The sequence below is a fragment of the Tianxiuia mixotrophica genome, assembly GCF_050596425.1.
GTDB lineage: Bacteria > Bacillota > Clostridia > Peptostreptococcales > Acidaminobacteraceae.
This window is the reverse complement of the sequence record NZ_CP192292.1, coordinates 2,320,021-2,345,954: the sequence shown is the minus strand read 5'-3', so window position 1 is coordinate 2,345,954 and position 25,934 is coordinate 2,320,021. Positions and strand designations below refer to the sequence as shown.

Here is a 25,934-nt window from a genome sequence, read left to right as displayed (position 1 = left end):
TGAATACCCTTCATTTAAAAACTCATGTGCTGGTACATTTCAAACATTGGTAAGGCAATCGCCATAACAATTCCTCCAACCACAAGTGCCATCACAAATAAAATCGCAGGATTGATAAGCTGAATGAGACTTTGAATGGCAATTTCAACTTCCTGATCATAAAAATCTGCCGTTGTTTCCAGTAAGGACTCAAGATTACCAGTGTCTTCACCAATTCGTATCATAGAAATCATCATTGGAGGAAACATACCAATTTTACTCAAGGGCGCTGCAATACCTTCCCCTTTTTTAATCTGGTCGAGAGCACCATCTATGCCCTCTGATATTCTGACATTGCCTATAACACGACTTACAAGCTCCATAGAGTCAATAATGGAAATACCTGAGCTTATCATGGTTGAAAGGTTACGAGAAAACCTTGATGTTGCGATTTTCCTATTAACAGGACCTATCAAGGGAACATGAAGTTTAAAGTCATCAAACTTTAAACGCCCCTCTGCCGTGTTAAGAAATCTCATAAACATAAATATTATGCCAATAGACCCAAGTAAAATAATATACCAAAACTGCGCCATAAACTCTCCAGTCCCTAAAAGTATTTGAGTAAACAAAGGAAGTGGAATGTCAAAGTCATCAAACATATTCACAAAGTTAGGTAAAACAAAAATGAGTAGAAATACCGTTACCAGAATAGACACCGACACCAATATAATTGGATAAACCATAGCCTGCCGTATCTTCATATTGAGTTTAAACTCTTTGTCATAATGGTCTGCCATCCTCTGCATAATCAAATCCAGCTGACCGGAAAGCTCGCCTGACTCCACCATGTTTATTAGGAGCTTTGGAAAGGCTTTTGGGTGCTTGGCCATTGACTTTGACAGGGGCACACCTTTTTGAACGTCTTCAAACATTTGGTCTAAAATTTCTTTTAAAGTTTGATTTTCAGACTGTTTTCTAAGTATATCTAGGCATTCTATAAGGGATATACCTGCCCTAATAATTGTGGCAAACTGGTTACAGAATATACTTAAGTCTTTAACTGTAATTTTCTTTTTGGTTCTTGTCAGCTTGATTTCACGTCCGAGTTGGGCCTCGTTGACAATTTGTGTCGGAAAGACATTTTGCCTTCTGAGGGTAACAGCCACTTCGTTTCTCGAATCTGCTTCCATAGAACCCTTGACGGTTTCACCTTTTGAGTTTTTTCCTGTGTACTGAAATTGTGGCATGGTTGACACCGCCTTTTATTATAAAAGTCTAGAAAGCATATCTCTATCAACTGCGTGTAAAATAGCATCGTTGTATGAGATAAGTCCTTGTCTGTAAAGCTCTGTTAAATAGGCATCCATTGTAACCATACCGTGCTTTCGTCCCGTTTGAAGGGCTGAAAGTATTTGGTGAGTTTTCCCCTCACGCACATGGTTTCGAATAGCAGCATTAGCAAGCATGATTTCCAGAGCTGCAATACGCCCCTTATTGTCCGCTTTTTTAATAAGCTGCTGAGAAATAACACCTTCAAGAACACTGGCCAACTGGACCTTAATCTGCTGCTGCTGGTCTGGTGGAAAAACATCAATAATTCTATCAATTGTTTGAACCGCACCAATCGTATGAAGTGTCGATAAAACAAGGTGACCGGTTTCGGCCGCTGTTACGGCTGTCGAAATGGTTTCCAGATCACGCATCTCACCAATAAGAATAACATCCGGATCTTGTCTTAGGGCTGCTCTAAGAGCATCCGCATAGGAATAAGTATCATGTCCAACTTCTCTTTGATTGATAATGCTCTTTCCATGTCTATGAAGATATTCAATAGGATCCTCTAAAGTGATAATATGACCATTTCTATGCTTATTCATATGGTCAATCATTGCGGCAAGGGTTGTAGACTTACCCGAGCCTGTAGGGCCTGTTACAAGAACCAGACCTCTTTTTTTCATGGCCAGCTCTTTTAATATAGGTGGTAGTCCTAACTCATCTAAAGATGGAACTGAAAGCGGTACTGTTCTAAGAGCCATACTCACAGTACCACGCTGTTTATACACATTTACACGAAAGCGCCCAAACCCAACGATTGAATAGGAGAAATCAACTTCCCCCTTCAATTCGAATTTTTCTCTCGCATAGTCATCCATAAGCTCATCTGCAAGTTTTTTAGTATCTTCCGGCATCAATCTTTCATGGTCTGGAATCTGGATCAATTGTCCATCCACCCTTATTGATGGCGGTATTCCGACCGTTAAGTGAATGTCCGATGCTTCTCTTTCAGTTGCAGCGCTTATTATATTTCTAATATCAAGCATGAAACACCTCCCAAAACATTATCCTTCAAGAGAATAAGAAATTCTCACAAGTTCCTCCACTGTTGTCTCACCGCGTAGTACCATTTCACGGCAGTTTTCTTGGAGCGTTTTCATACCCGCTTTACGCATATAGTTTCTCAAATCCTCTGGATTCACATTTTCCATAATCATCGTTCGAGCTGTATAGTCAAGTTTCATAATTTCATATACAGCTGTTCTACCAAGGTATCCTGTGTTCTTACATACAGAGCACCCTGCACTTTGATAGAGCTCCAGTTCAGCACTCGAGTCATAGCCTAGTGTTGCTAGGTCACTTGAGTCCGGCATATAGGGAAGCTTGCAGTTTGGACACATTTTTTTCACCAGTGTCTGGGCAATAATGGCCACCACAGATGAAGCCAAAAGATATTTTTCCACCTTCATATCAAGGAGTCTATTTATTGTTTGTGAAGCACTATTCGTATGGAGTGTCGATAGGACCAAGTGGCCTGTAATACCTGCCCGAACAGCAATCTCTGCTGTTTCTCTGTCACGTATCTCCCCCACCATGATGACATCCGGATCTTGACGAAGCATGGACTTCAGGCCTGATGCAAAGTCAAAACCAGCCTTATGGTTAACCTGCGACTGAATAACGCCCTTCATCCTGTATTCGACTGGATCTTCAACAGTTATAACGTTTTTCTTAGAATCATTTAGTTCCGAGAGTAAGGTATAAACCGTAGTGGATTTACCAGACCCCGTAGGCCCAGTGACTAAAATCATGCCATTGGTGCTTCTTGTGATATCTTTGAAGAGGTCCTGTTCATGCTTATTAAGTCCCAGTTCGGAAACACTTCTTAAGAAATTGCTTCTATCTAACATTCTAATAACGACTTTTTCTCCATAAATGGTTGGTATTGTGGAAACACGCAGGTCAAGGTCTCTGCCCTGAACATCAAGTTCTATACGTCCATCCTGGGGAACACGTCTTTCAGCAATATTCATTTTAGCCATAATCTTGATTCTTGTGATAATGGCGCCATGCGTCTGTTTGGCAGGACGCATAACTTCTTGCAAGTCTCCATCCACTCTAAAGCGAATACGAAGCGATTCTTCCTGTGGCTCTATGTGAATGTCACTTGCTCTTGATTGGGCCGCCTGTACAATAATTGTATTGACTAACCTAACAACAGGTGCCTTGTTGATCTCTCTTAAGAGATTCTGGTCTATTTCATCTTCTGCAACCTCAAACTCTTTTGTAAATTCCTCAACAGCTTCTTCAGCGGTTTGTTTGCTAAAGTAAGTGTTGATGGCTGAATCAATGTCAGCTTCAGTTGCAATTCTTGCTTCCACTTGGTAGCCGGTGACTATCTCTAGGTCATTTATCACAATGATATTAAGAGGATCTGACATAGCGACATGTAGGGTCATTCCTTGCTTTTTTATTGGAATGAGTTTATGTTTACGTGCGAACTCCTCAGAAACAAGTCGTGGGATTTCAGGGTCGATATAATACTTTTCCAGATCAACTTGTGGTATGCCTAGCTGAAATTCAAGGGCCTCAATAATTTGCTTTTGAGTCACAAACTCCAGATCCTGAAGCACATCCCCCAGTTTCTTTTTCTTTTCCCTTTGAAGTTCCAGTGCAAATTTTAATTGTTCATCTGTTATTGCCCCGACTTTTACTAACAAATCCCCAAGTCGGAAGGTTTCTCGCTGTTTCATTCAACCACTCCTGGGTTCTTTTTATTCTAGATTTTAAGGTTTCAATCATATACAACAACTTTACAGCATTTCTTTTGAATTGTACATTATATCGGTGTATATTTTTCAATGAATTAACATTTATATAATTTTTTTATAGAACCTAACTTATTCATAGGTTATTTTTAAGATTTTTATAAAATCTTTACCTAAGTCTGGGTTGTTTTTCCTAATCATTTCTTTTTTTATAGGGTCATAGTATGACTTTTATTTTATATACTGTTTTTTTATTATGGATATAAAAAAACCGACTAAACAAGGTCATTGTATAGCCGGTTACGCCACTTCATCCATACAGCATAAGGCGTCCAATTGATAGCTGTATTTCATATGATTCTATTTTAGAAAATGCATTATTATATTATCCCTTGTTGGCGAAGGGCTTTTCTTACAAACTCAGCGGATTCAGTCTTACCGGTCCAAATCTTGTAGGCTTCAAGGGCCTGATGGATTAACATGCCTAGGCCATTAATGACCTTCATACCAGCTTCTTCACCAAGCTTTAAAAATACTGTCCTATGTGGATTATAGATTAAATCCACTAAAACGCAGTCTTGCCTAAAGACACTAGGATCTAGTGGTACTTTATTCTCATGAGGGTGCATACCCAGGGGTGTGCAATTGACAACTATGTCAAACTGTTGTGAGATACGATGAATGTCCTCATATGTAACTGCTTCCCATTTTATATTATTCGGTAAAATTTCATTGAACTCTTTTACATATTTTTCTGAGCGTTCTTTGCTTCTTGAACAAATGGTCACTCTTTTTGACTCAGAGAGCATACAAGCTGCTACAACCGCTCTGGCTGCACCACCAGCGCCAAGTATAAGTACACTTTTTTTCTGCAAACTCACACTTGAATCTTCCAGCATTTTAGTGAACCCTTGACAATCTGTATTATACCCTATAAGTCGATTATTGTCGAATAAAATTGTATTAACAGCCCCAATAATTTTTGCTTCTTTTCTAATTTCTGTTAAATACTGCGTGACGTTTGACTTATGCGGTACGGTTACATTAACACCTTTATACCCAAGAGCATTTAGCCCCTTAACTGCAAGACCAAGTTGGTCTGGCGATACATCATGCGCCATATATAAGTAGTTTAGTCCTAGGGATTCGCTTATGGCATTATGTATGCTTGGAGAAAATGAATGCCCCACAGGATGCCCTATTAAACCTAAACCTTTCGTCTTTGCATCTACCATTGTATCACTCCTATCTCATTTGAGCTAGTAGTATAGTCCTATTTTAGCACAGTTTACTAGACAAATAAATTGATTTTCTAGATTTTATGATAATTTTTTTGATATGATAGAGTAAACCTTTTATAACACAGGAGGATGAATGAATGGAACACATCCTGAAAAACCTCGAGCAAAACATTATTTTGAACGATCAAATGGTTATAGATATAAAGCAAAATATAAGGCACAACCACCCAACCGCTGACTCCAAGTATCGGGCAAGACTTTTGGCTCAGTCCCTACACGAAAAGTTGGATGAGCAACTCAAGGGGCTTGACTCAAAAATGCGTTCAGAAGTACGCATTTCTATTTTTAAAACTTCCATTGAATCAAGCCGACTCAATATATCGCAGAAGGATTTGCTGCAAGAAATCCTCCTCACTGAATCAAGAAGCGACAAGGCTTTTGACTACTTGGTTAATTGGTTTAACGAGCATACAGATGAAACCCTGGCCTTTGACGAACTAAAAGAGGTCATGTACTCAATGAATCCAGACCTTGAAAATGCAGAGGATTTGATTTCCACGAATGTACATCTCCCCCCTTCGATCAAAGACAAGATCATTCACCACTATACTGAATATACAAAAAAACTAAAAAATATACTCAATTCAAATTATTACAAACTTGCAATCATTCTATTATCATTCATTCTAACACTGCCTATATTTCTTGTCACTCAATTTTTACTGAAAAATGAAGTTTATAATGGTTCACTTAGTTTTGTACATGCTAATACCATTCTTTTACACAAAACCACTCCCCAGGTATACCTTGAAGATATTGTTGAAGAAATCTACTACAGCGATCGGCCTGGTTATCCTGACTTCTTAAAATATCAAGAAGTTAACATTAAAAGTGTTACTGACTATTTGCACACTAGAAATTCTTCCTTCACAGATGAAGGCTATCTAGACGTTATAAACAATGTGGCTATGGATTATGATGTCCACCCACTCTTACTGCTTGCCATCATTGGGCAAGAGCAGGGATTCGTTCCAAAAGACAGCCCCCACGCCAATAGAATCATGAACAACCCTTTTAATGTTTATACGAGCTGGAAAAACTATAACACCAGCCTATCCGATTCCTGTGAAGTCGCTGCAGGAACCATCCAAGTCATCCTGAGCACGCGACCAAAGGGGGAAAACCCCTTCCAGTGGTTAAACACGCGTTATGCTGAAGATCAGAATTGGTGGAAGGGTGTACAGGAACTCTTTTACACATTACTGGCTCATTCAGAATAGTAAATTTACATGTATATGTATTGTATTTTAAGCATTTACAAAAGCCCGAAAACGAATTCAATCCGTTTTCGGGCTTTAATTATACCGATAAGCTTGTCGTAACAAGACCTTTTATTTTAATTATTTGGTATGAATTCTCTTATACAGTTTTCTCTGTAATGATCGATTTAACTTTAGCCACCATGATATCAATGGCAACTTTGTTATAACCACCCTCTGGGATGATTAAATCTGCAAACTTTTTAGTCGGTTCAATAAACTGCTCATGAGCAGGTTTTACAGTTGATAGATACTGTCCAATCACGGACTCAAGCGTTCTACCTCTTTCCCGAATATCTCTAGTTATACGGCGAATAATACGAATATCTGCATCTGTATCCACAAATATCTTAATATCCATAATATCACGCAGTCTCTTGTCTTCAAAAATCATAATACCTTCAATGATAATGATATCCCTTGACTCCACTCTGACAGTATCAGTTGACCGAGTATGCTGTGAGAAATCATAGATGGGCTTATCAATGCCACACCCTGTTGAAAGCGTCTGAATGTGCTTAATTAAAAGATCGGTGTCAAAGGCTAGTGGATGGTCATAGTTTGTTTTAACACGATCCTCCATCTCCAGGTGCGTTTGATCCTTATAATATGCATCTTGTTCAATAATAGATATATTCGTTTCTGGTAGTGACTCAAATATAGCTCTAGCCACTGTACTTTTACCCGAACCTGTACCCCCGCAGATTCCGATGATTATCGGTTTACTCAAATCGACCATCCTTTCTTTTTCTGAGAATATAGTATGGTTCTACAGGTGCCTCCATACGCATTTTTATAATTTGCTGCGCATGCGGTGCATCTTGAATTTCATACCCGCGTTCATTTTCCATATACCCTATAGCCTGATCAATCTGAACATAATCAGGTCCCATAATTTCGATTTTATCCCCAACTGACATTTTATTTCTCTGTTCTATGGTTGCCAGCTTAGTCTCAGCATCATAAGACTGTACTATGCCCAAGAAATCATACTCTCTTGTATAAGCACTTGACCCGTAATGCTGATCTTTATCGGATGGTTTGTCATAGTAAAAGCCTGTTGAAAACTCTCTATGACTGGCTTTTTCTATTTCCTCAAGCCACTGAGGATCATACTTAAAGTTTTCAGGATCCTTGTAATATTCATCTATGGCCTTGCGATAAACCCTCACTATATTGGCCACATAGTAAAGACTCTTCATACGACCTTCAATTTTAAGACTGGCCAGTCCTGACTCAATCAAATCAGGAATGTTCTCGATCATGCAAAGGTCTTTTGAGTTAAAGAAGTAAGTCCCTGTTTCATCTTCAACAACAGGATAGAACTCACCATCACGCTTTTTCTCCATTAAGACGTATTCCCAGCGACAAGCATGTTTGCATTCTCCGCGGTTGGCGTCTTTATTGACCATATAATTGCTAAGGAGACAGCGACCTGAATAAGATATACACATAGCTCCATGCATGAAGGCTTCAAACTCCAAATCAGGCACTTTTTCAGTTGTATCCTTAATTTCTTTCAAGGAGAGCTCACGAGCTAGTATAACCCGTTTAACACCCTGTGACTGCCAAAACTTAGCACTCATATAATTTGTGTTATTGGCTTGGGTGCTCAGATGCACTTCCATATCAGGCATGTGCTCTTTTACAAACATTAAGGTGCCTGGATCTGAAAGAATAATGGCGTCAAAACCTATTGACTTAACTTCTTCAATATAGGTCTCAAGGGCATCTAGGTCTTCATTATGTGGAATAATATTCATAACAAGAAAGACTTTTTTCCCTCTAGCGTGTGCAAATTCTACGCCTTCCTTCATTTGATCGTATGTGAAGTTACGCGCGGCTGCACGTAGGCCAAATATTTGCCCACCTATGTAGACCGCATCAGCACCATAGATAATGGCGAATTTCAATTTTTGAAGATCGCCGGCGGGTGCCAACAGTTCAATTTTATTCATTATCTGCCCCTCCGGATTTTAAAATACTAATTGCCAGACCATCACCAAGCGGTAATATAGATGTGTCTAGGTCTGGATGTTCCATTAGGAACGATAAATAGTTACGCATGCGTCCATGAATGGTACGCACTCGTCTTCTCACTGATTCTCTTGGCTGTGCAATCATCCCTTTAAAAAGGACATTGTCTGATACAACAAGTCCACCGGGTTTAAGTTGCTTAATACAATCATCAAGAAACTGCTTATAGTGTCCCTTGCCTGCATCAATGAAAATCATATCATAAGGCCCGCGCATCTCTTTAACCAATTCAAGGGCATCGCCCTCATACAGATTAATCTCAACCGTCTTAGGTGCCATCTTTAGATTTTCCTTAGCGCGGCCAATCATAAGTTCGCTTCTCTCTATTGTGTCAACTTTGCCACTTTTCATGGCATCGGCAAAGACCAAGGCTGAAAAGCCTATTGCAGTGCCTATTTCAAGCACGCTATGCACGTTGTTCATAACGATCAACTGTTCAATGAAGCGCCCCACTTCTGGTTGTATAATGGGCACATTATGTTCAGTTGCAAAATTTTCCAGTGCTTCTATTTCATCTCTATGCTTGGGCAACAGACTGCGTATATAATCAGTCACGCTGTCAGAGTTAATAAAGTACTTCATAACATCATCCTCGTTTTCATGTCGGAAAAGAACTCCCAACCAAAGATATTAATAAAAGATTCCTTCCACGTCAATAGTCATTTCAAGGTTAAAAAGGAAGAATCCTTATTTTTTTCTGGATTTCGTTGCGGCTTCGTGTTCTTTCAAAGTTCTTGAGAAAATATGTGACCCGTCACCTTTTCCAGATGCCACAAAGTACATATAGTCAGTCTCTTCAGGATAAAGAGCCGCAATGATAGACTTTTCTCCTGGTGATGCAATAGGTGATGGTGGCAACCCCGCATTTAAATATGTGTTGTACGGAGACTCAATGGCGATATCATCATAGGACAATACATCTTTTCGCTCTCCGAGTATATACTGTACGGTAGCACATGATTGTAGTTTCCAGCCTTTTTTGATCCGGTTATGGAACACTCCAGAAACAAGGGCGCGTTCTGAATCAAGCATAGCTTCCCTTTCGATAACAGATGCCAGTGTGACAACTTCATTAATTGTCATGCCCAATTCTTCAGCTCTTTCATAGTACTCATCCTTAAATACCTGATCAAACTGTCTAAGCATTTTATCAATAATAGCCTTTTCATCTGAACCAGCTTTCATTTCATAGGTCTCAGGAAAAAGGAAACCTTCCAGATGAGTTTCTGTATCAATATTTTCTAGGAATCTATAGTCAAATGCTCCTGAAGTGAGTAGACTGTTAAAGGTTTCTGCATCAATTATTCCCTCGGCAGAAAGTCTTTTAACAATTTCTTTGGCCTCAAAGCCTTCCGGTATGGTAAATTTAAATGTTTCAATATAAACATCACCATCCACAAACTTTTCGATCATCTCTTCAGATGACATCGTCTTGCTTAAAATGTATTCACCCGCTTGCATTTGTCCGTCAGCCGACATATCTTTTGATAAAATCTTGAACATCATGGCATTTTTTATAAGGCCCTCTTCTTCAAGAATTTCAGATATTTTCGTTGTGCTGGCACCCTTTGGTATAACCACATGAATGGCTGTATTGTCTGATGCATCAACAGGTTCATTCATTGAGTCTACCACCGCTGAACAACCAGTGAAAGCCACTGCTGATGACAGTACGGCAACAAGCATTACCTTTTTTCCAATCATACTCTACTCCTCATACGCGTTAATTTATGCGACTAATTAATATCGGCTGGCTATTATCCTTGAAAAGGCTCAGGATTCGTATGAATCCTGAGCCACTATCATTGTTTAGCTATCTTATTAATTATATCACCAAATAGGAGATTACTCGATACCCATTGCATCACTAATTATTTTAGTGACATCTCCCATCATTTGGTTGAGTTTCATTTCTGCAAGAAAATATTGGTTTGCAACAGGGTCTTTTTGAATGATCTCAAAGAGTTCTTGAGCTTCTTTCATTTTAGATTCATCAACTGATTGACCTGTCATTTGAGCCGTTTGAAGTTCCATTTGAAGCTTCTGGAATGTATCAAACTGTGACTTTATGTCTTCTTTTGCAAACATTTGAGCCTGTAATGATTTGAATTTTTCAAGTTCGTCAGATTCCTTAATAGCTTTTGCTAAGCTATGCGCTGCATCATACACGTTCATAATATTTCCTCCTAAACATCCATTATGATTGGTAATATCATAGGACTTCTCTTAGTATTCTGATACAAGTACCGTCTTAATGTGTCACGAATTTCACCTTTAATGGTTGACCATTCGCGAATATTTTTTGTTTGGCACTTTTCAAGAGCCTTAAGAATTTCTTTTTTCGCGCCCACCATCAAGTCTTCTGACTCTCTGACATAGACGAAACCTCTTGAGATAAGATCAGGTCCAGAAATCACTTCGCCTGTCTCATCATTAAAGGCAACAACAACAACCATAAGGCCATCTTCTGCCAAATGCTTTCTATCTCTTAGTACGATGTTGCCGACATCACCAACACCTAGGCCATCAATGAGCACATTGCCATGTGGCACTGGTTGCTGCATTTTCGCACCCTTTTTAGTGATTTCTAGCACATCGCCATTTTTCATAATGAATACATCATCTTCATCCATTCCCATTCGAATGGCCATATCCTTATGCTCTTTCAGCATAGAAAACTCACCATGAACAGGCACAAAGTACTTTGGCTGAACCAGTGCATGCATAAGCATAAGCTCTTGTTGCTTGGCATGACCAGAGACATGAACGTCTGCTAGAGATTCATAAATGATCTCAGCGCCACGCTCATTAAGCAGGTTGATGATGTTATAAACGCTTTTTTCATTGCCTGGAATTGGCGATGATGATAATACAATTGTATCCCCAGGTCTAATCTTAACTTGTCTGTGTTCACCATTTGCCATTCTCGTTAGAGCGGACATGGTTTCACCCTGACTACCAGTCGTGATCAAACAAATTTCATTTTCTGGGTATCTATCAATATCTTTAATATCAATGATAACGCCTTCAGGCACTTTTAGATGACCCGTATCCATAGCAACGGTTGAAACGTTGATCATGGAACGACCACTAAATGCCACTTTTCTATCATAAAGCAAGCAAGCATTGACAATCTGCTGGATTCTATGCACATTCGAAGCAAAAGACGCTACGAATACACGTCCATCACAATTCGAGAATATATTCTCAATTGTCTGCCCAACACGGCTTTCTGACATTGTATGCCCTGGTCTTTGTACGTTTGTGCTCTCGCAAAGCATGAGTTGTACACCCTTTGATCCAAGTTCAGCAAACTTATTTAAGTCTGTACGCTGACCATCAATTGGCGTATAGTCAATTTTAAAGTCACCAGAATGGATGATTCGTCCAAGTGGTGTATGAAGGCAAAGAGAAACCGCACCAGGAATCGAGTGACTCACGTGGATAAGTTCAACTTTAATATGGCCTAATTTAATTTTATCGCCTGGGTGGACGACGTTCAGTTGTATATTTTTTAGATTTTTATACTCACTGCATTTTCTTTCTACTAATCCCAAAGTCAGCTTTGTACCATAGATCGGAACATTTAAATCACCCAGAACATATGGTATCGCACCAATATGGTCCTCATGACCGTGTGTTAGGACTATGCCTCTCACGCGCTCATGATTCTTTTTCAAGTAAGTGATATCCGGAATAACGACATCTATACCGAGCATTTCGTCTTCCGGGAATGACATGCCACAATCGACTAGAATAATATCTTCGCCGTATTCATATGCAGTCATGTTCTTACCAATTTCGTACAAGCCGCCTAAGGGAATAACCTTTAACGAGTTCGTTCTTCTTTGACTCATTGTTATTCCTCCTGTTTGTTCTCTAACAACAAATTCTACATGCCTAGGCAAGGTTTCCAATCAATGCCCCTCGCTACATTCGCGTAACGACAAGACCTGTCAATTTGCTTTAGAAATTATACGTTTGTTACGTCCAAAAAAGTAGCCTGTAAGTTAATTACAAGCCACTCTTACATTCTTTACAAATCCCAAAGAATTTCAGTTTGTGATCACAGATTTCAAACTCATGATCTTTTTCAATACGAGCTTCTAGCTCATCAAGTAGATCTTCAACCACTTCAATTACCTTTCCACAATTTGTGCAAATTAAATGATGGTGGTGATGGTTATCATCATGTTGATTCATTTCATAGCGGACCAAGCCATCTTCTAAGTTCAACTTAGAGATAACATCGAGTTCAGCTAGTAAAATGAGCGTTCTATATACTGTAGCCAGTCCAATTTCTGGATGGTTGTTCTTCTTAACGAGTTCATAGATTTCCTCAGTGCTTAGATGTTCGCCTGGATTTGAAACGATGACATCTAGAACGGCACGTCTTTGAGGTGTTAATTTATACCCTCTATCTCGTAGCTTGTTTTTCAAAGTGTCAATTGAAAAGTCCATTTTCACACCTCACGTCTAAAAGATTTGTCATATCAATAATAGCATTAATGACAACAATTTTCAAATAGATTCACTACTTTGTACACTATTTTAGTCTAAATTAGTCTTCTTGAGACATGATTTCTTCGTATACTTTTGCTACGGATTCAAATTCAGCGTCATCAATAACAACTTCGAACGTTGGCTCTTCTTGACCATCGTCAATAACTCTGAATAGAATGGCTTCGTCTTCACTACCTTCTTGAACCAGAACGGCATACTCCTGACCCTCAACCTCAAAGTCAACAATCACTTCAAATTGAACAGCTTTTCCATTTTCATCAATAAGTTCAACCATTTTTTTCTCTTCCATTTTTTCACCTCTTCTATCTAATGTGATCCAGGTAACCTTGCAATATATATACAGCCGCTAGCTGATCGATCACTTCTTTTCGCTTTTCTCTTCGCATGTCAGATTCAATTAGGGTTCTTTCAGCAGCCTTGGTGGTCAAACGCTCATCCCACATAATAATTTCAATTTCTTTTTCTTCTAGGCGCTTTGAGTACTTGAGTTTCTTCTCGAGCTGCTTCACAAAGGCTATTGTCTTCTCCCCTTGGGGACCAATTGTACCATTCATGTTTTTTGGAAGACCCACCACAATTTTTTCTGACTTGCTTTCAATGAGCAATTCTACAATCCTAGCAATGCTTTGTTTATTTGATTCTCGCATAATCGTTTCAACAGGTGAGGCAAGAAAACCCGTAGGGTCACTTACAGCTACCCCAATGGTCCTGTCTCCAACATCGAGTCCAAGCATTTTCATCATTATACCACCTTAATACAAAATTCAGGACAAACTGCACTACAATACGCGCAAAGTACACATTTTTTATGGTCCACAACAGCTTGGCCGTCTATAACATGTATTGCATCTGATTTACATTTTTCCTCGCAGGCCTTACATCCAATGCACCAGTCATCGATGTGGAGTCGTCTAGGTGTACTTCTTAACTGAGACTGAATCTCCCTTGGTACTGTGCCACCTGAAAACCTGGTCGTATTGGCAATAACTTCACTGACACGTTGCATACCCACAGCTATGGAATCCACCATATCAAGACCTAAAACAAAGTCAAAGCATTCATCTACAGTGGCAAGTAAATTACCGCCACCAAGGGGTTTCATGCCAAATATACCGCCCCCTCTTTCTTTAAATCGGCTGAGTTCAGCTAGCATCTCCTCTAGGGTGCCATCTTGAATCCCCAGTCCTGATTTATTAAGAATCGGGTGTACAACTTCAATTTCCGGTGACATGTTAGCTGCTTTAACACCCGCAATGTGGTGTGTGGATAACCCCACAGCCCTTATGTCCCCTTTTTCTTTGCGCTCTAAAAAGTATGCCAGAGCTTCAGAGTGTCCACGGAGCGTGTGTTCGCTTTCCTGTTCATGAAGCATAAACAAATCAATATAATCGGTTCCGAGCTCTTCACAGGCTTTTAGAAAGCTTTTTTCCGCGGTTTCCCTTGACCAGGCATACGACTTAGTCGATATGATGAACTTGTCTCTTGGTATGGTTTTTAATGCTTCGTTTATATGTATATATGTTTCATACAACTCTGCAGTGTCAATAAAATTAACACCCCTATTATAGGCTTCTACAATGACCTTGGCGCCGTCTTCCTTCGATAAATTGGCTTGAAGAGGACCAATTGTCAAACCGCCAAAACAAAGCCTGGATACCTCCAGGCCTGTTTTTCCAAGACTTCTAATTTCCAATTTTAAGACTCACTTTCAAGATAGGTTTTAAGTAATTCTTCTAAAATTTCATCTCGTTCCACACGTCGGATAATTTTACGGGCATCGTTATGGGTCGTAATATACGTTGGGTCACCGCTCAAAAGGTATCCAATCATTTGATTGATTGGATGATATCCCTTTTCTTTAAGAGCATTGTAGACATAATTCAGTACTTCTTTGCGTTCATCTTCTTTTACTTGGTCTACATCAAACTTCATTGTCATGTTTTTATCCATAACTATAACCTCCTTTAAGATTAGAGTTGAGAATATACTTTTTAAAATTGGATGGTGCTGATCTATTTATACGCACCATCCGCTTTGTACATATATATCCGTTTATTAGAAGGTGTAAAACGATTTTTTAAAATAAATTCAAATTTCATAAAAATTATGATAACTGCATGTTATGCAATCATTCCTAGTAGCCTTTAACCACTTCTACAGCCTTTTCTAGTGCCACATCAATTTTAGATGCATCTTTTCCACCTGCTTGAGCCATATTAGGACGGCCGCCACCACCGCCACCGGTGATTTTTGCAACTTCACCTACGAGTTTACCCGCATGTGCCCCTGCCTTTACTGCGTCTTCAGTTGCCATTGCAAGCAGAAGAACTTTTTCTCCCATATCGCTTGCTAGAACGACAATACCCTTATCAAGCTTGTCTTTGATCTGGTCACCCATTGTTCTCATCGTGTTGGCATCAACACCCTTTAGCTTTTCAGTAATCAGCTTGAAGCCGTTGACTTCAACAGCTTTGTCAATAAGACTTGCAGAGCTTGCACTTGCCGCTTTGGCCTTCATGCTCTCAATTTCTTTTTGAAGCTTTTTATTGTCAGCTGTTATATGACTTGCCTTTTCAACAACGTCATGGACTGTTGCCTTGAGTTCATCTGCAATCATTTGGACCTTGTTGTCAAGCTCATTCACGTACTCATAAACCTTACGACCTGTTATAACTTCGATACGACGAACGCCTGCAGCAATACCCGATTCAGAGACAATCTTAAATAGACCAACTTCTGAAGTGTTTCTCAGGTGTGTACCGCCACAAAGTTCTATTGAAAACTCACCCACACGAACAACGCGTACTTCACTTCCATATTTTTCACCAAATAAAGCTGTTGCGCCCATTTCTTTGGCTTCTTTAATGCCCATAAGTGCTGTTTGCACTTCATGTGGCATGAATATTTTTTCATTTACGATGGCTTCTACCCTATCAACTTCTTCCTGTGTCATAGCCTGGAAATGGGAGAAGTCAAATCGCATTCGTTCTGGACCAACCAGAGAGCCTGCCTGCTCAACATGATCACCTAGAACCATTTTCAGGGCCTTGTGAAGCAGGTGTGTCGCTGTATGGTTTCTTGCAATATCAAGACGTCTCTTGTTGTCAACAGATGCCATCACACTATCACCAACACGCACTGATCCTTCTAGGACTTGCCCATGATGAACTATCGTACCATTTGATCCTTTTTTAGTATCAGTAATTGATATCTGACATGACCCCACTGTCATCTCACCACGATCACCAACTTGACCGCCACCTTCAGCATAGAACGGTGTTCTATTTAGGATGATTCTGATTTCATCTCCTTCTGAAGCCTTGTCCACAAGAAGATTGTCACAAGAGATCGCTAGAACTTCTGCCGACTCTGTCACACTATCATAGCCAACAAATTCGGTTGTAACGTCTTCAGAAAGTGCACTGAATGCGTCATCTTCCCATCCTAGGTCATCCCCTTCACCACGAGCAGCTCGTGCTCTTTCTCTTTGATCTTCCATTTCTTTGGTGAAAGCTTCTTCATCAACTTCCATTTCTTTTTCTTCAAGGATTTCTTTTGTAAGATCAAGAGGGAATCCATAGGTATCATAAAGCTTGAATGCATGTTCGCCAGAAAGCATCTTCTCACCTTGGCCTTCTAGTTCTGCAATATAGTCTTTAAGAATAGACAAGCCTTGGTCAATTGTTTGCTGGAATCGCTCTTCTTCAATCAGAAGAATTTTCTTGATGTAATCATGTCGTGCAACCAGATCAGGGTAAGCGCCACCAGAAAGTTCAACAACAACATCGACAAGATCTGTTAAAAACGCCCCTTCAATACCAAGTAGTTTACCATGACGTGCCGCCCTTCTCAGAAGTCTTCTAAGAACGTATCCACGGCCTTCGTTATTTGGCATAACGCCGTCACAAATTAGGAATGAACATGCACGAATATGGTCTGTAATAATTCTCGTAGAAACATCTGTCATACGGTCCACACCATATGCTTTGCCTGAGATTTTTACAACCCTATCGAGAATGGCTTTAATTGTATCGACTTCAAAAATTGAGTCCACATCTTGCATTATACAAGCCACACGTTCTAGTCCCATGCCAGTATCTATGTTTTTCTTTTCTAGTTCTTCATATTCTCCAGTTTCTGTTCTATTAAACTGAGTGAATACATGGTTCCAAAACTCAACAAAGCGGTCACATTCACAGCCTGGCTTACAGTCTTCATGTCCGCAACCATATTTTTCACCACGGTCAAAGTAGATTTCTGAACATGGACCACATGGACCCACACCAATTTCCCAGAAATTATCTTCCTTGCCCAGTCTAACAATCCTATCTTCTGGAACACCGATAATATCTTTCCAAATATCATAGGCTTCATCATCCTCAAAATATACAGATGGCCAAAGCTTCTCAATTGGCATTTCGAGATGTTCAGTTATGAACTCCCATCCCCATTTGATGGATTCTTCTTTAAAATAGTCCCCGAATGAAAAGTTTCCTAGCATTTCAAAGAATGTACCATGACGCGACGTAAAGCCAACATTTTCAATATCACCTGTACGAATACATTTCTGACAAGTTGCCATTCTTACTTTTGGTGGCTTCTCTGCCCCAGTAAAATAATTTTTAAGGGGTGCCATGCCCGCATTGATCAATAAAAGACTTTTGTCACTTTGTGGAACCAGCGGATAGCTTGACTCAACAAAATGACCTTTTGATTCAAAGAATTCTAGAAATCTTTTACGGATTTCATTTAATCCCATCTTTTGCATTGTTATTCCCTCCATTTTACAATTCGCTCAAAATCAATATAAAAACTAATACTTGTCCAAGTTATACAAAAAACCTCTAAAGCAATACGTGTAGGGACGAGTGCATTCGCGGTACCACCCTACTTATCGTTTCCGATCACTTTAGAGGTTATATTCTTAACCAGGCGTTTTAACGGTCGCTAACCGTCTTTTCCTACTCAAGCAAAATAGATCTGCCCTTCAGACAAGAAGCTCAGAAGCTGCTTCAAACGCGTGACCCTCTTTCACCGACCGTGGTCTCTCTGTGCTGCGTTTTACTTACTCTTCTTCAGCGCTTAATATAAAATTACTACAATTTGTTTTTTGAATCAGGTCAATTATACCATAAATTGCTTATATATAAACACCCTCATACAAGAATTTCTATGAGTCTATGGCTTTTTCTATGGTCGCACCACCCATGAGCATATCATCGCTATAAAAAACAACAGCCTGCCCTGGGGTAATAGCTCTTTGCATGTCATCAAACATCACTTTTATTTGATTATCACCAAGTTTTTCGATTGTACACTTGGCAGGTTTGGCACTATACCTGATTTTAGCATATGCATCAATTTTATCACTTAAAGTCTCAAATGGGATGAAGTTGGCTTCTGACGCAATTAAACCTTCAGAGAAAACTTCTTTATTTGTTCCTAGGACAACCTCGTTTGTTAAAGACCTGATCTCCACAACATACATAGGCTTTCCAAAAGTTATTCCCAAGCCTTTTCTTTGACCAATTGTATAGTATATAATGCCCTTGTGTTTTCCGAGAACATTCCCACTTGTGTCTACAAAATTACCTGGTCTAATGGGTGCGCCCATATTCTCACGAACATATCTTGCATAATCGTCATCTGGAATAAAGCAAATTTCCTGACTATCGCTCTTACCTGCAGCATTGACATCAAACTTTTCTGCAATGGCACGAACTTCAGATTTTGACTCCATACCACCCAGTGGTGTTAATATATGCTGTAACTGGTCTTGATTAAGACTCCAGAAGGTATATGTCTGGTCTTTTCTGTCTTCTTTTGACAACCGAACCACATAGCGTTTAAGGTCCTTGTCAAACTCAACTTGGCTGTAATGTCCTGTGGCCACATAGTAGGCTCCCAGATCATGCGCCTTTTTAATGAGAGCGTCAAACTTCACATACTTGTTACAAGCTATACAAGGATTTGGTGTGCGCCCATGCTTGTACTCATCAAGGAAGTAGTCAATAACCTTGTTTTTAAAAACACTCTTAAAATTCACAACATAAAATGGAATCTCAAGCTTTTCGCACACTCTTCTTGCATCTTCAACCGCCGAAAGGCTACAACAACCGCCTTCCTTTTCAACAAAGTCCGTGTCACTGTCATCCCAAACTTTCATGTGAATGCCAATGACTTCGTAGCCCTGTTCTTTAAGCATATAGGCGGCAACGGTAGAATCAACACCACCGCTCATACCTACTACGACTTTTTTCTTGTCTAACATAAACTTATTCCTTTCAATTCACCTGTAAAAAGGTCTGTACAGGTTTGATATAAGAAGATTGAAAGTCTTCCGTTAAAATTCAACTACGCTATCAAATATAGCATAAAATCAAGGAAATGAAAACCGCCAATATCAACACGTTGTCAACATTGGCGGTATAATCTCACTCAGTATTTTTTAGTGCTCATGCTCTTCATCGTGGTGGTCATGATCTGCATCTGGATCAAAACCTTCAAGCTCTTCATATTCTTTGCCTGCCTTTTGAGCATAATCATAAACAGCCGCTTTTATCGCTTGTTCTGCCAGTACAGAACAGTGAATCTTAACTGTCGGAAGTCCGCCTAATTCAGAAATAACTTCTTTATTAGAAAGGTTTAGTGCTTCTTTTACAGTTTTGCCTTTAATAAGCTCAGTGGCAACACTTGAACTTGCAACGGCTGAACCACATCCAAAAGTTTTGAACTTAACATCTGTGATCACTTCGTCTTCTATTTTTAGGTATATTTTCATGATGTCGCCGCACTTAACGTTGCCCACTTCGCCAACGCCGTCAGCATTCTCAATAACGCCTACATTTCTTGGGTTTGTAAAATGTTCCATAACCTTTTCAGTATACATGAAATGGCCTCCTTATTTGTCAAGCACTGCTTCATAAAGCGGTGACATTTGTCTTAGTCTGTCAACAATACCTACTAAATGCTCTATTACATAATCCACGTCTTCTTCTGTCGTGAAATCGCCTATTGTCAGTCTCAATGAACCATGAGCAATTTCGTGTGTGAGTCCAATTGACATAAGAACGTGGGATGGGTCTAGAGATCCTGATGTACAAGCTGAGCCAGAGCTCGCCGCAACACCAATGAGATCAAGACTTAACAGCAGGGATTCTCCTTCAATGAACTCAAAGCAAATGTTTACATTGCCTGGGTGTCTTTCGGTTGGATGTCCATTGTACTTGGCATAAGGAATTTTACCCATAATGCCATCTCTAAGTCTTTCTCTTAATGAAGTGAGCTTTTCAATGTGCTCATCCATATTTTGGATTGCAAGTTCTGCAGCCTTGGCAAAACCAACAATACCAGGTACGTTTTCTGTGCCTGCACGACGTTTTCTTTCCTGTGCACCACCATCGATAAATGGACCAATTCTAACACCTCGGCGTACATACATGGCACCGATGCCTTTTGGACCGTAGATCTTATGACTTGAGATAGAAAGTAAGTCAATATTAAGCTCATTAACGTCAATTGGTGTGTTTCCATAAGCCTGAACAGCATCTGTATGGAATAAAACGCCATGTTCTTTTGCAATAGCACCAATTTCTTTAACAGGTTGCTTAGTCCCTATTTCATTGTTAATAAACATGATTGAGATTAGGATTGTCGTATCTTTAATAGCCGCTTTTAAGTCATCAAGATTGATCATTCCATATTCATCAACGTCAAGGTATGTAACCTCATAGCCCTCTTTTTCAAGAGTCTCACAGGTATGTAGCACCGCGTGGTGTTCAACCTTTGATGTGATAATATGGTTGCCCTTTTTCTTCATTGACTTGGCAATTCCCTTGATAGCCCAGTTGTCAGACTCAGTGCCACCAGCAGTGAAGTATACTTCTTCTCTGTTTGCTCCTAGGGTCTTTGCAATTTTTTCGCGACTTGTATTGATCGCGTTCTTCGCATCTCGGCCAAAGCTATGAACACTTGATGCATTTCCATAATGCTCTGTCATGTAAGGCATCATTGCGTCAAGCACTTCTTTTTTCATAGGTGTTGTTGCGGAATAATCCATGTAAATTCTCTTGTTCATGAATATGTCCCCTTTCTATTCTGTCGCCATTTGGCTATAGACATTTGAAATTATCATCTGTCTGTGCTTTTAGTTCTGCCATTCTATAATGGTCATCAATCATGTCTTTGAGTGTGATTGAAGTCACGACTTGATCGATGCTTTCTTTCATTTTTTCGTAGATCAGCCTAGTCACACAGTAATCAGCATTGTCGCATGAACTGTCCTTTTCGTCCTTAACGCAGTCAGTTGGTGCCAAAGGGCCTTCAAGTACAACTAGAACGTCCTTTACAGTAATTTCTTCTGGACTTACGTTGAGTAAGTACCCACCTTGAGCGCCTCTGACACTACGTACAAAACCTGCTTTTCTCAGTGGTGAGATCAGCTGTTCCAAGTAGTTTACAGACACACCCTGTCTGGCTGCGATTGTCGTCAGTGACACAGGTTTATCGCCATAGTTCATTGCCAAATCAAACATGGCCTTTAGTCCGTATCGCCCTTTTGTAGATAATCGCATGTTTAACCTCCGTTAATCCCGACTGTTTCACTAGGAATTCATCAACAGTATAATATGGCTTTTTGAGATTGTCAACACTTAAACAAAGTTTTTCTGACCAAGGGTTGGTGTCTCAAAGCAAGTCATTGCAGTTGATAACAATTCTCATTAACTTTATATTGACCATATGTATTATATCAGTATTCGTTTTATATGTATATAAGTTTGTCGGATATAAAATACTCGGGATTAACTTATTATATTTTTTTAATAGTCCTATGCTAAATTTGATAAAATCATTGTCTTAAACTTGGTGTAAAGTCTCTTATAATTTATGCCGATATATATTATAGGAAGCTCTGAGGCAGAATACAAAACACATCATAATCAATGTTTTATAAGGGGTGGCAGGTATGGATCAACAAAAATTACAGGAATTATACAAACTGCATGAAAGGGCAAAGCGTTTTGAAAGACTCGGAAACGACACTGAAGCCTTAAATATATATATGGAAATTCACGAAAACTTTTTTGCAAACACTTCAGATTTATATGAGCGACCTGCTGTTATTCTCGAGAAAAAACACCGTTTTAAAGAAGCCATCGAAATGTGCGAGAAGGCCATCGAACTTATAAAGGACGATAAAATAAGCGGCACCGTAGAACAATTCGAAAAAAGAATTTCTAAAATTGAAGACCGCATGAAAGTGACCTCTTCCACTGAGCCAGAAGAGGACAAGAAATCATTTTCTTTAAAGTGGAATCCTAAAGACTGGGTCTTGTCGGACTGGATTAAATTTGTTGGCTTTGTAGCCATCGTATGCCTTGGTCTGTATTACTTGGTTCCAAGCCAAAATGGATATGAGGATGTTTATATTGACATGTCTGAAATGGAACGAGAATCAGAACTTGAGGGATCAATGTTTATTGAAGAAGAACCTTCGGAATTTGTCATCACAGAAAGTATGGTACAAACCGCTGTCAATATTGTCACGTCAAATATTGAAGTTGTCGATGCCAGTGTTTCACAACAAGAGGGCACCATAGGTTTTGGCATCATCACACAGCCAGGCACTTCCAAAGACAAATCAGAAAATTTAGCCATAGAGTTCATTAAAGCCTTGTCTGGTGCGGCATCTGCAGAATATACAGAACTGTCTGGTCCCAATGCCCTATCCCTCGGAGAACTCTATAAACACTATGACATCGTTATAGCTGTTGGTGACAGTCCAGAAAATATAATAGCCAAAGGCACTAAAAACAAAAATGCCAATCTGATTAATTGGCGTGACTAGTTTCATTTAAAACCACAAATATTAGAACTTAAAAGCCCCCTCCTATGATGTCTTCATCATTGGAGGGGGCTTTATCAAGATATTATTTATAGACTCAGATCAACAGCTTCATCTACCTCTGTAAAGTTTCTAATCCAGTCTCCCTTTTTGAATCTTACAAAAGATAGTATGAGCTTGGCAAACTCTTCTGTGGCAACCATTATATAAACATACTCCACTGGCCACTGAAGAATAATTGAGCCTATATAGCAAAGGGGCACACCAATAAGCCACATTGTAAAGAGCTCAATTTTAAGAGCCCCCTTGGCATCTCCACCACCTCTTAATATTCCAATAATATATAGAATGGCAAGACCGCGAACAGGCATAATAAAAGCTGATAAAATCAATAAGGCCCTTGCTGCTGAGTAGACTTCTGGAGACAATGTGAATACCATAAGAATGACATTCACGCCCGCATAAACGGCAACTGCAATGGCCACTGTTATGAAAAGAACAACTCTTAAAAAGTACCAAGACAGTTCTTTTGCTGTGTCATAGTCATTTTCACCTACCAACTTCCCAATCATGACACATGCCGCACTGGACACAGCAATAATGGCTATCATGAACATTTGCTGAACTGTGGTCATAATTTGAATGGAAGCTATGGCACCAGTACCGATTCGACCATACAACATTGTATATATCATCATGCCAAGCACCCAACATAGATCATTCAGTACAACTTGGGACATTGGTCCACTGGCTTGCTTGAAGGCTTGCTTATCAAAAACCAACAACTTAGGCAATTTAATAGCTAAAACATTTTTGCTACTGTAAACTGCAATAATAACCACAAGCATTTCAATAATACGTGCAATTGATGTTGCCAGGGCCGCGCCTCTAACCCCCATCATTGGCATACCAAGATTACCATAAATCAAACCATAATTTAGAATCACGTTGACAAAGACAGCGACAAGACTTGCCATCATAGGTATAACCGTATTTCCTATACTCCTGCTGGCAACCCCATACCCGCCTGCAACGGCAAAAGGTATATAGCCTACTATAACAATCCTAAGATAGGATGCGCCCAGTCTTATCACTTCACCATCACTTGAGAATAGGCCCACAATTTGTCTTGGATAAAAATAGCCAATCAAGGCGAAAAATACTGACAGTGCAAATCCAAGTTTGATCTGCAGTGATGTAAAATCTTTGATTTTTTCTTGGTTATTCTTGCCCCAGTACTGCGATATAAGAACGCCCACACCTGTATAGAGGCCAATGACCAATATACTGTATAGCATAAAATACTGGTTTGTAATGCCCAGCGACGCAATAGATTTTTCCCCAAGCTTTCCAATCATAACGGTGTCAATGAGATTTACCGAAGCCGTTATAAGAGACTGAATCATGATCGGAACGGCTATTACGAGCATTGACTTGGTAAACTTCTTGCTTTTCATTCTTTTTTCCTCCAAAAAAATCCACTCAAACTTTGGAAAGTTTTTAAGTGGATTTCTTCACTCTTATTAATTTGTTATTTGAGCAACTTGCAAAATGTCATTCAAGTACCCCCGTCATAGCTTATATAGATATTTAAGAATAAAAATATATCGGGGATGACGAAGGGCATGGATCTTTAATTTTTTTAGCGAATGAATCGTACCTTCTTTTGGCTATTCGTTCTCTAAATCAAACTCAATTGTATCTGGTTCAGGGAGCACATCATCAAGCATGTCATCGAACTCATCTTCACATGAATGCATCATGTCCTTGCCCTTTTCAACCAAACGCTTTGTTTCACCCTTGATATCTTCAAGTGTTTCACGACCTGGCTTTGGTGCAAGCATCATACCCGCCATCAGTCCCATTGCAGTACCAATAAGTAAACCCTCAACGAATTTTACACCGTTTGTTCTTTTTCTGTAACGTTCTAATTCTTCATATCTTTTTTTGTGCATATTCAACATAAAATTCCCTCCTTCATTCAACCTTTGCTTCATATTTACCACAAATAGACTGAAACAAACATTCTCTGTTTAGTACATTTCAGGCTTTCTATGTTTAAGCAGGGGCAGGTTTCTCCTAACTTCATCCTCTTTTTCGAGTTCAATGTCGACCATAAGAAGACCTTCACTCTCTTTTAAAGCGGCAATGACATCGCCCCAAGGACTCGTTACAAGTGTGTGGCCATAAGCCTTATAAAGACCGTCATCATCTCTTGCTGGAGAACATAAAGCCATAAAAACTTGATTATCAAGAGCGCGGGCCCTAGCTGTCAACTCCCAGTGAGCAGGTCCAGTGGTCATGTTGAAGGCAGCAGGCACAATAATAAACTGAGCGCCCTCTAACACCATTTTTCGAAAAAGCTCAGGAAATCTGATGTCATAACAAATAGCCAGTCCCATTTTCCCAAACTCAGTATCAATAACAGTTGAAGTGTTTCCAGCTGTTAATGTTTCAGATTCTTTAAATGTAATGCCGCCAGGCACGTCAATATCAAAAAGATGGGCCTTCCTATGCTTGCCTAAACACTGACCATTCGAGTTAAATACAAAAGAAGTGTTGTAGACATGCGCGCCTGACTTCTCAGGAATGCTTCCACCAACAATAATAAGACCATGTTCAGCAGCCCATTCGGACAACTGACTGAATGTGTAGCCATTTTCCTTTTCGGCATACTTATGAAAATGTTCATTCGAATAAGGACAATTAAACATTTCTGGCAACACAACAATATCTGCCCCCTTTGAAGAGGCTTCTTTTATCATTCGACTGGCCGTTTCCAAATTGGTATTTTTGTTATCAACGACAGTCATTTGGCATAAGGCTATTCTCATTTAAACCTCCAAGTTCATCCATCAAACCTGACGGCAAGGTATAAAACCATTTATAATATCGCTTAATTTTCTCATTCCCTATTTTAACACAAATCGTACAAACTATTTCT

25 protein-coding genes and 1 other annotated feature are annotated in these 25,934 nt (G+C 39.6%); of the genes, 2 read left to right on the top strand and 23 right to left on the bottom strand.

Annotation, left to right across the window (positions count from 1 at the left end; translation table 11 throughout):
• Nucleotides 1-14: 14 nt before the first annotated feature.
• The 4 genes from ACQ4KW_RS10115 to aroE all read right to left on the bottom strand — a co-directional run bounded on the left by ACQ4KW_RS10115 (nucleotide 15) and on the right by aroE (nucleotide 5,260).
• Nucleotides 15-1,229 (bottom strand): type II secretion system F family protein, encoded by a 1,215-nt coding sequence (locus ACQ4KW_RS10115; RefSeq protein WP_430886416.1) that lies wholly within the window; start codon nucleotides 1,227-1,229, stop codon nucleotides 15-17.
• Nucleotides 1,230-1,247: 18 nt separating this feature from the next.
• Nucleotides 1,248-2,303, bottom strand: coding sequence for a type IV pilus twitching motility protein PilT (locus tag ACQ4KW_RS10110; protein ID WP_430886415.1), 1,056 nt, complete (start codon nucleotides 2,301-2,303; stop codon nucleotides 1,248-1,250).
• Between the two features lie 18 nt (nucleotides 2,304-2,321).
• Nucleotides 2,322-4,010 (bottom strand): GspE/PulE family protein, encoded by a 1,689-nt coding sequence (locus ACQ4KW_RS10105; RefSeq protein WP_430886414.1) that lies wholly within the window; start codon nucleotides 4,008-4,010, stop codon nucleotides 2,322-2,324.
• Between the two features lie 395 nt (nucleotides 4,011-4,405).
• Entirely contained in the window at nucleotides 4,406-5,260 is an 855-nt protein-coding gene (aroE, locus tag ACQ4KW_RS10100) for a shikimate dehydrogenase (protein ID WP_430886413.1), read from the bottom strand.
• 143 nt (nucleotides 5,261-5,403) lie between these two features.
• On the opposite strand from aroE, the gene ACQ4KW_RS10095 reads away from it, so the two are divergent.
• Complete coding sequence (locus ACQ4KW_RS10095; RefSeq protein WP_430886412.1) at nucleotides 5,404-6,546, top strand: hypothetical protein; 1,143 nt, start codon at nucleotides 5,404-5,406, stop codon at nucleotides 6,544-6,546.
• Between the two features lie 139 nt (nucleotides 6,547-6,685).
• On the opposite strand, the gene udk is transcribed toward ACQ4KW_RS10095, so the two are convergent.
• The 16 genes from udk to ACQ4KW_RS10015 form a co-directional block, all read right to left on the bottom strand.
• A complete protein-coding gene (gene udk / locus ACQ4KW_RS10090; protein ID WP_430886411.1) occupies nucleotides 6,686-7,315 on the bottom strand; it encodes a uridine kinase in 630 nt (209 codons plus the stop codon).
• On the bottom strand, nucleotides 7,308-8,543 hold the full coding sequence (locus ACQ4KW_RS10085) for a peptidase U32 family protein (RefSeq protein ID WP_430886410.1): 1,236 nt from the start codon (nucleotides 8,541-8,543) through the stop codon (nucleotides 7,308-7,310). The genes udk and ACQ4KW_RS10085 overlap by 8 nt, the downstream gene beginning before the upstream one ends.
• Nucleotides 8,536-9,204: an O-methyltransferase gene (locus tag ACQ4KW_RS10080; RefSeq protein ID WP_430886409.1), complete on the bottom strand. Its 669-nt coding sequence runs from the start codon at nucleotides 9,202-9,204 to the stop codon at nucleotides 8,536-8,538. Before ACQ4KW_RS10080 ends, ACQ4KW_RS10085 begins: the two co-directional genes overlap by 8 nt.
• A 105-nt stretch (nucleotides 9,205-9,309) precedes the next feature.
• The gene (gene mltG / locus ACQ4KW_RS10075; RefSeq protein ID WP_430886408.1) at nucleotides 9,310-10,326 is read right to left on the bottom strand and encodes an endolytic transglycosylase MltG; all 1,017 of its coding nucleotides are present in this window, start codon (nucleotides 10,324-10,326) and stop codon (nucleotides 9,310-9,312) included.
• A 141-nt stretch (nucleotides 10,327-10,467) separates the two neighbouring features.
• Nucleotides 10,468-10,797, bottom strand: a complete 330-nt coding sequence (locus tag ACQ4KW_RS10070) for a YlbF family regulator (protein ID WP_430886407.1) — start codon at nucleotides 10,795-10,797, stop codon at nucleotides 10,468-10,470.
• A gap of 11 nt (nucleotides 10,798-10,808) precedes the next feature.
• Nucleotides 10,809-12,479: a ribonuclease J gene (locus ACQ4KW_RS10065; protein ID WP_430886406.1), complete on the bottom strand. Its 1,671-nt coding sequence runs from the start codon at nucleotides 12,477-12,479 to the stop codon at nucleotides 10,809-10,811.
• 157 nt (nucleotides 12,480-12,636) lie between these two features.
• Nucleotides 12,637-13,083 carry a Fur family transcriptional regulator gene (locus ACQ4KW_RS10060; RefSeq protein WP_430886405.1) on the bottom strand — a complete coding sequence of 149 codons (447 nt, stop codon included), beginning with the start codon at nucleotides 13,081-13,083 and terminating at the stop codon, nucleotides 12,637-12,639.
• Nucleotides 13,084-13,183: 100 nt separating this feature from the next.
• A complete protein-coding gene (locus tag ACQ4KW_RS10055) occupies nucleotides 13,184-13,435 on the bottom strand; it encodes a DUF1292 domain-containing protein (protein ID WP_430886404.1) in 252 nt (83 codons plus the stop codon).
• Nucleotides 13,436-13,448: 13 nt separating this feature from the next.
• On the bottom strand, nucleotides 13,449-13,886 hold the full coding sequence (gene ruvX, locus ACQ4KW_RS10050) for a Holliday junction resolvase RuvX (RefSeq protein WP_430886561.1): 438 nt from the start codon (nucleotides 13,884-13,886) through the stop codon (nucleotides 13,449-13,451).
• 2 nt (nucleotides 13,887-13,888) lie between these two features.
• The gene (locus ACQ4KW_RS10045) at nucleotides 13,889-14,839 is read right to left on the bottom strand and encodes an aldo/keto reductase (RefSeq protein WP_430886403.1); all 951 of its coding nucleotides are present in this window, start codon (nucleotides 14,837-14,839) and stop codon (nucleotides 13,889-13,891) included.
• Between the two features lie 2 nt (nucleotides 14,840-14,841).
• Nucleotides 14,842-15,096 (bottom strand): IreB family regulatory phosphoprotein, encoded by a 255-nt coding sequence (locus ACQ4KW_RS10040; RefSeq protein WP_430886402.1) that lies wholly within the window; start codon nucleotides 15,094-15,096, stop codon nucleotides 14,842-14,844.
• Between the two features lie 184 nt (nucleotides 15,097-15,280).
• Nucleotides 15,281-17,914 (bottom strand): alanine--tRNA ligase, encoded by a 2,634-nt coding sequence (gene alaS, locus ACQ4KW_RS10035; RefSeq protein ID WP_430886401.1) that lies wholly within the window; start codon nucleotides 17,912-17,914, stop codon nucleotides 15,281-15,283.
• 89 nt (nucleotides 17,915-18,003) lie between these two features.
• Nucleotides 18,004-18,234, bottom strand: a binding site (T-box leader).
• 82 nt (nucleotides 18,235-18,316) lie between these two features.
• Entirely contained in the window at nucleotides 18,317-19,417 is a 1,101-nt protein-coding gene (gene mnmA / locus ACQ4KW_RS10030; RefSeq protein ID WP_430886400.1) for a tRNA 2-thiouridine(34) synthase MnmA, read from the bottom strand.
• Nucleotides 19,418-19,594: 177 nt separating this feature from the next.
• Complete coding sequence (gene nifU / locus ACQ4KW_RS10025) at nucleotides 19,595-20,035, bottom strand: Fe-S cluster assembly scaffold protein NifU (RefSeq protein WP_430886398.1); 441 nt, start codon at nucleotides 20,033-20,035, stop codon at nucleotides 19,595-19,597.
• A gap of 12 nt (nucleotides 20,036-20,047) precedes the next feature.
• A complete protein-coding gene (gene nifS, locus ACQ4KW_RS10020) occupies nucleotides 20,048-21,223 on the bottom strand; it encodes a cysteine desulfurase NifS (protein ID WP_430886397.1) in 1,176 nt (391 codons plus the stop codon).
• A 34-nt stretch (nucleotides 21,224-21,257) separates the two neighbouring features.
• Nucleotides 21,258-21,719: an RrF2 family transcriptional regulator gene (locus ACQ4KW_RS10015; RefSeq protein WP_430886396.1), complete on the bottom strand. Its 462-nt coding sequence runs from the start codon at nucleotides 21,717-21,719 to the stop codon at nucleotides 21,258-21,260.
• 392 nt (nucleotides 21,720-22,111) lie between these two features.
• Here ACQ4KW_RS10015 and ACQ4KW_RS10010 point away from each other — a divergent pair, with 392 nt between their 5' ends.
• Nucleotides 22,112-22,993 carry a hypothetical protein gene (locus ACQ4KW_RS10010; RefSeq protein ID WP_430886395.1) on the top strand — a complete coding sequence of 294 codons (882 nt, stop codon included), beginning with the start codon at nucleotides 22,112-22,114 and terminating at the stop codon, nucleotides 22,991-22,993.
• Between the two features lie 86 nt (nucleotides 22,994-23,079).
• Here the strand turns inward: ACQ4KW_RS10010 and ACQ4KW_RS10005 are convergent, their stop codons facing one another.
• From ACQ4KW_RS10005 to ACQ4KW_RS09995, 3 genes are all read right to left on the bottom strand, one after another.
• A complete protein-coding gene (locus tag ACQ4KW_RS10005) occupies nucleotides 23,080-24,447 on the bottom strand; it encodes an MATE family efflux transporter (RefSeq protein ID WP_430886393.1) in 1,368 nt (455 codons plus the stop codon).
• Between the two features lie 213 nt (nucleotides 24,448-24,660).
• Nucleotides 24,661-24,954, bottom strand: coding sequence for a YtxH domain-containing protein (locus tag ACQ4KW_RS10000; protein ID WP_430886392.1), 294 nt, complete (start codon nucleotides 24,952-24,954; stop codon nucleotides 24,661-24,663).
• 69 nt (nucleotides 24,955-25,023) lie between these two features.
• Nucleotides 25,024-25,824, bottom strand: a complete 801-nt coding sequence (locus ACQ4KW_RS09995) for a carbon-nitrogen hydrolase family protein (RefSeq protein WP_430886391.1) — start codon at nucleotides 25,822-25,824, stop codon at nucleotides 25,024-25,026.
• Nucleotides 25,825-25,934 lie beyond the last annotated feature (110 nt).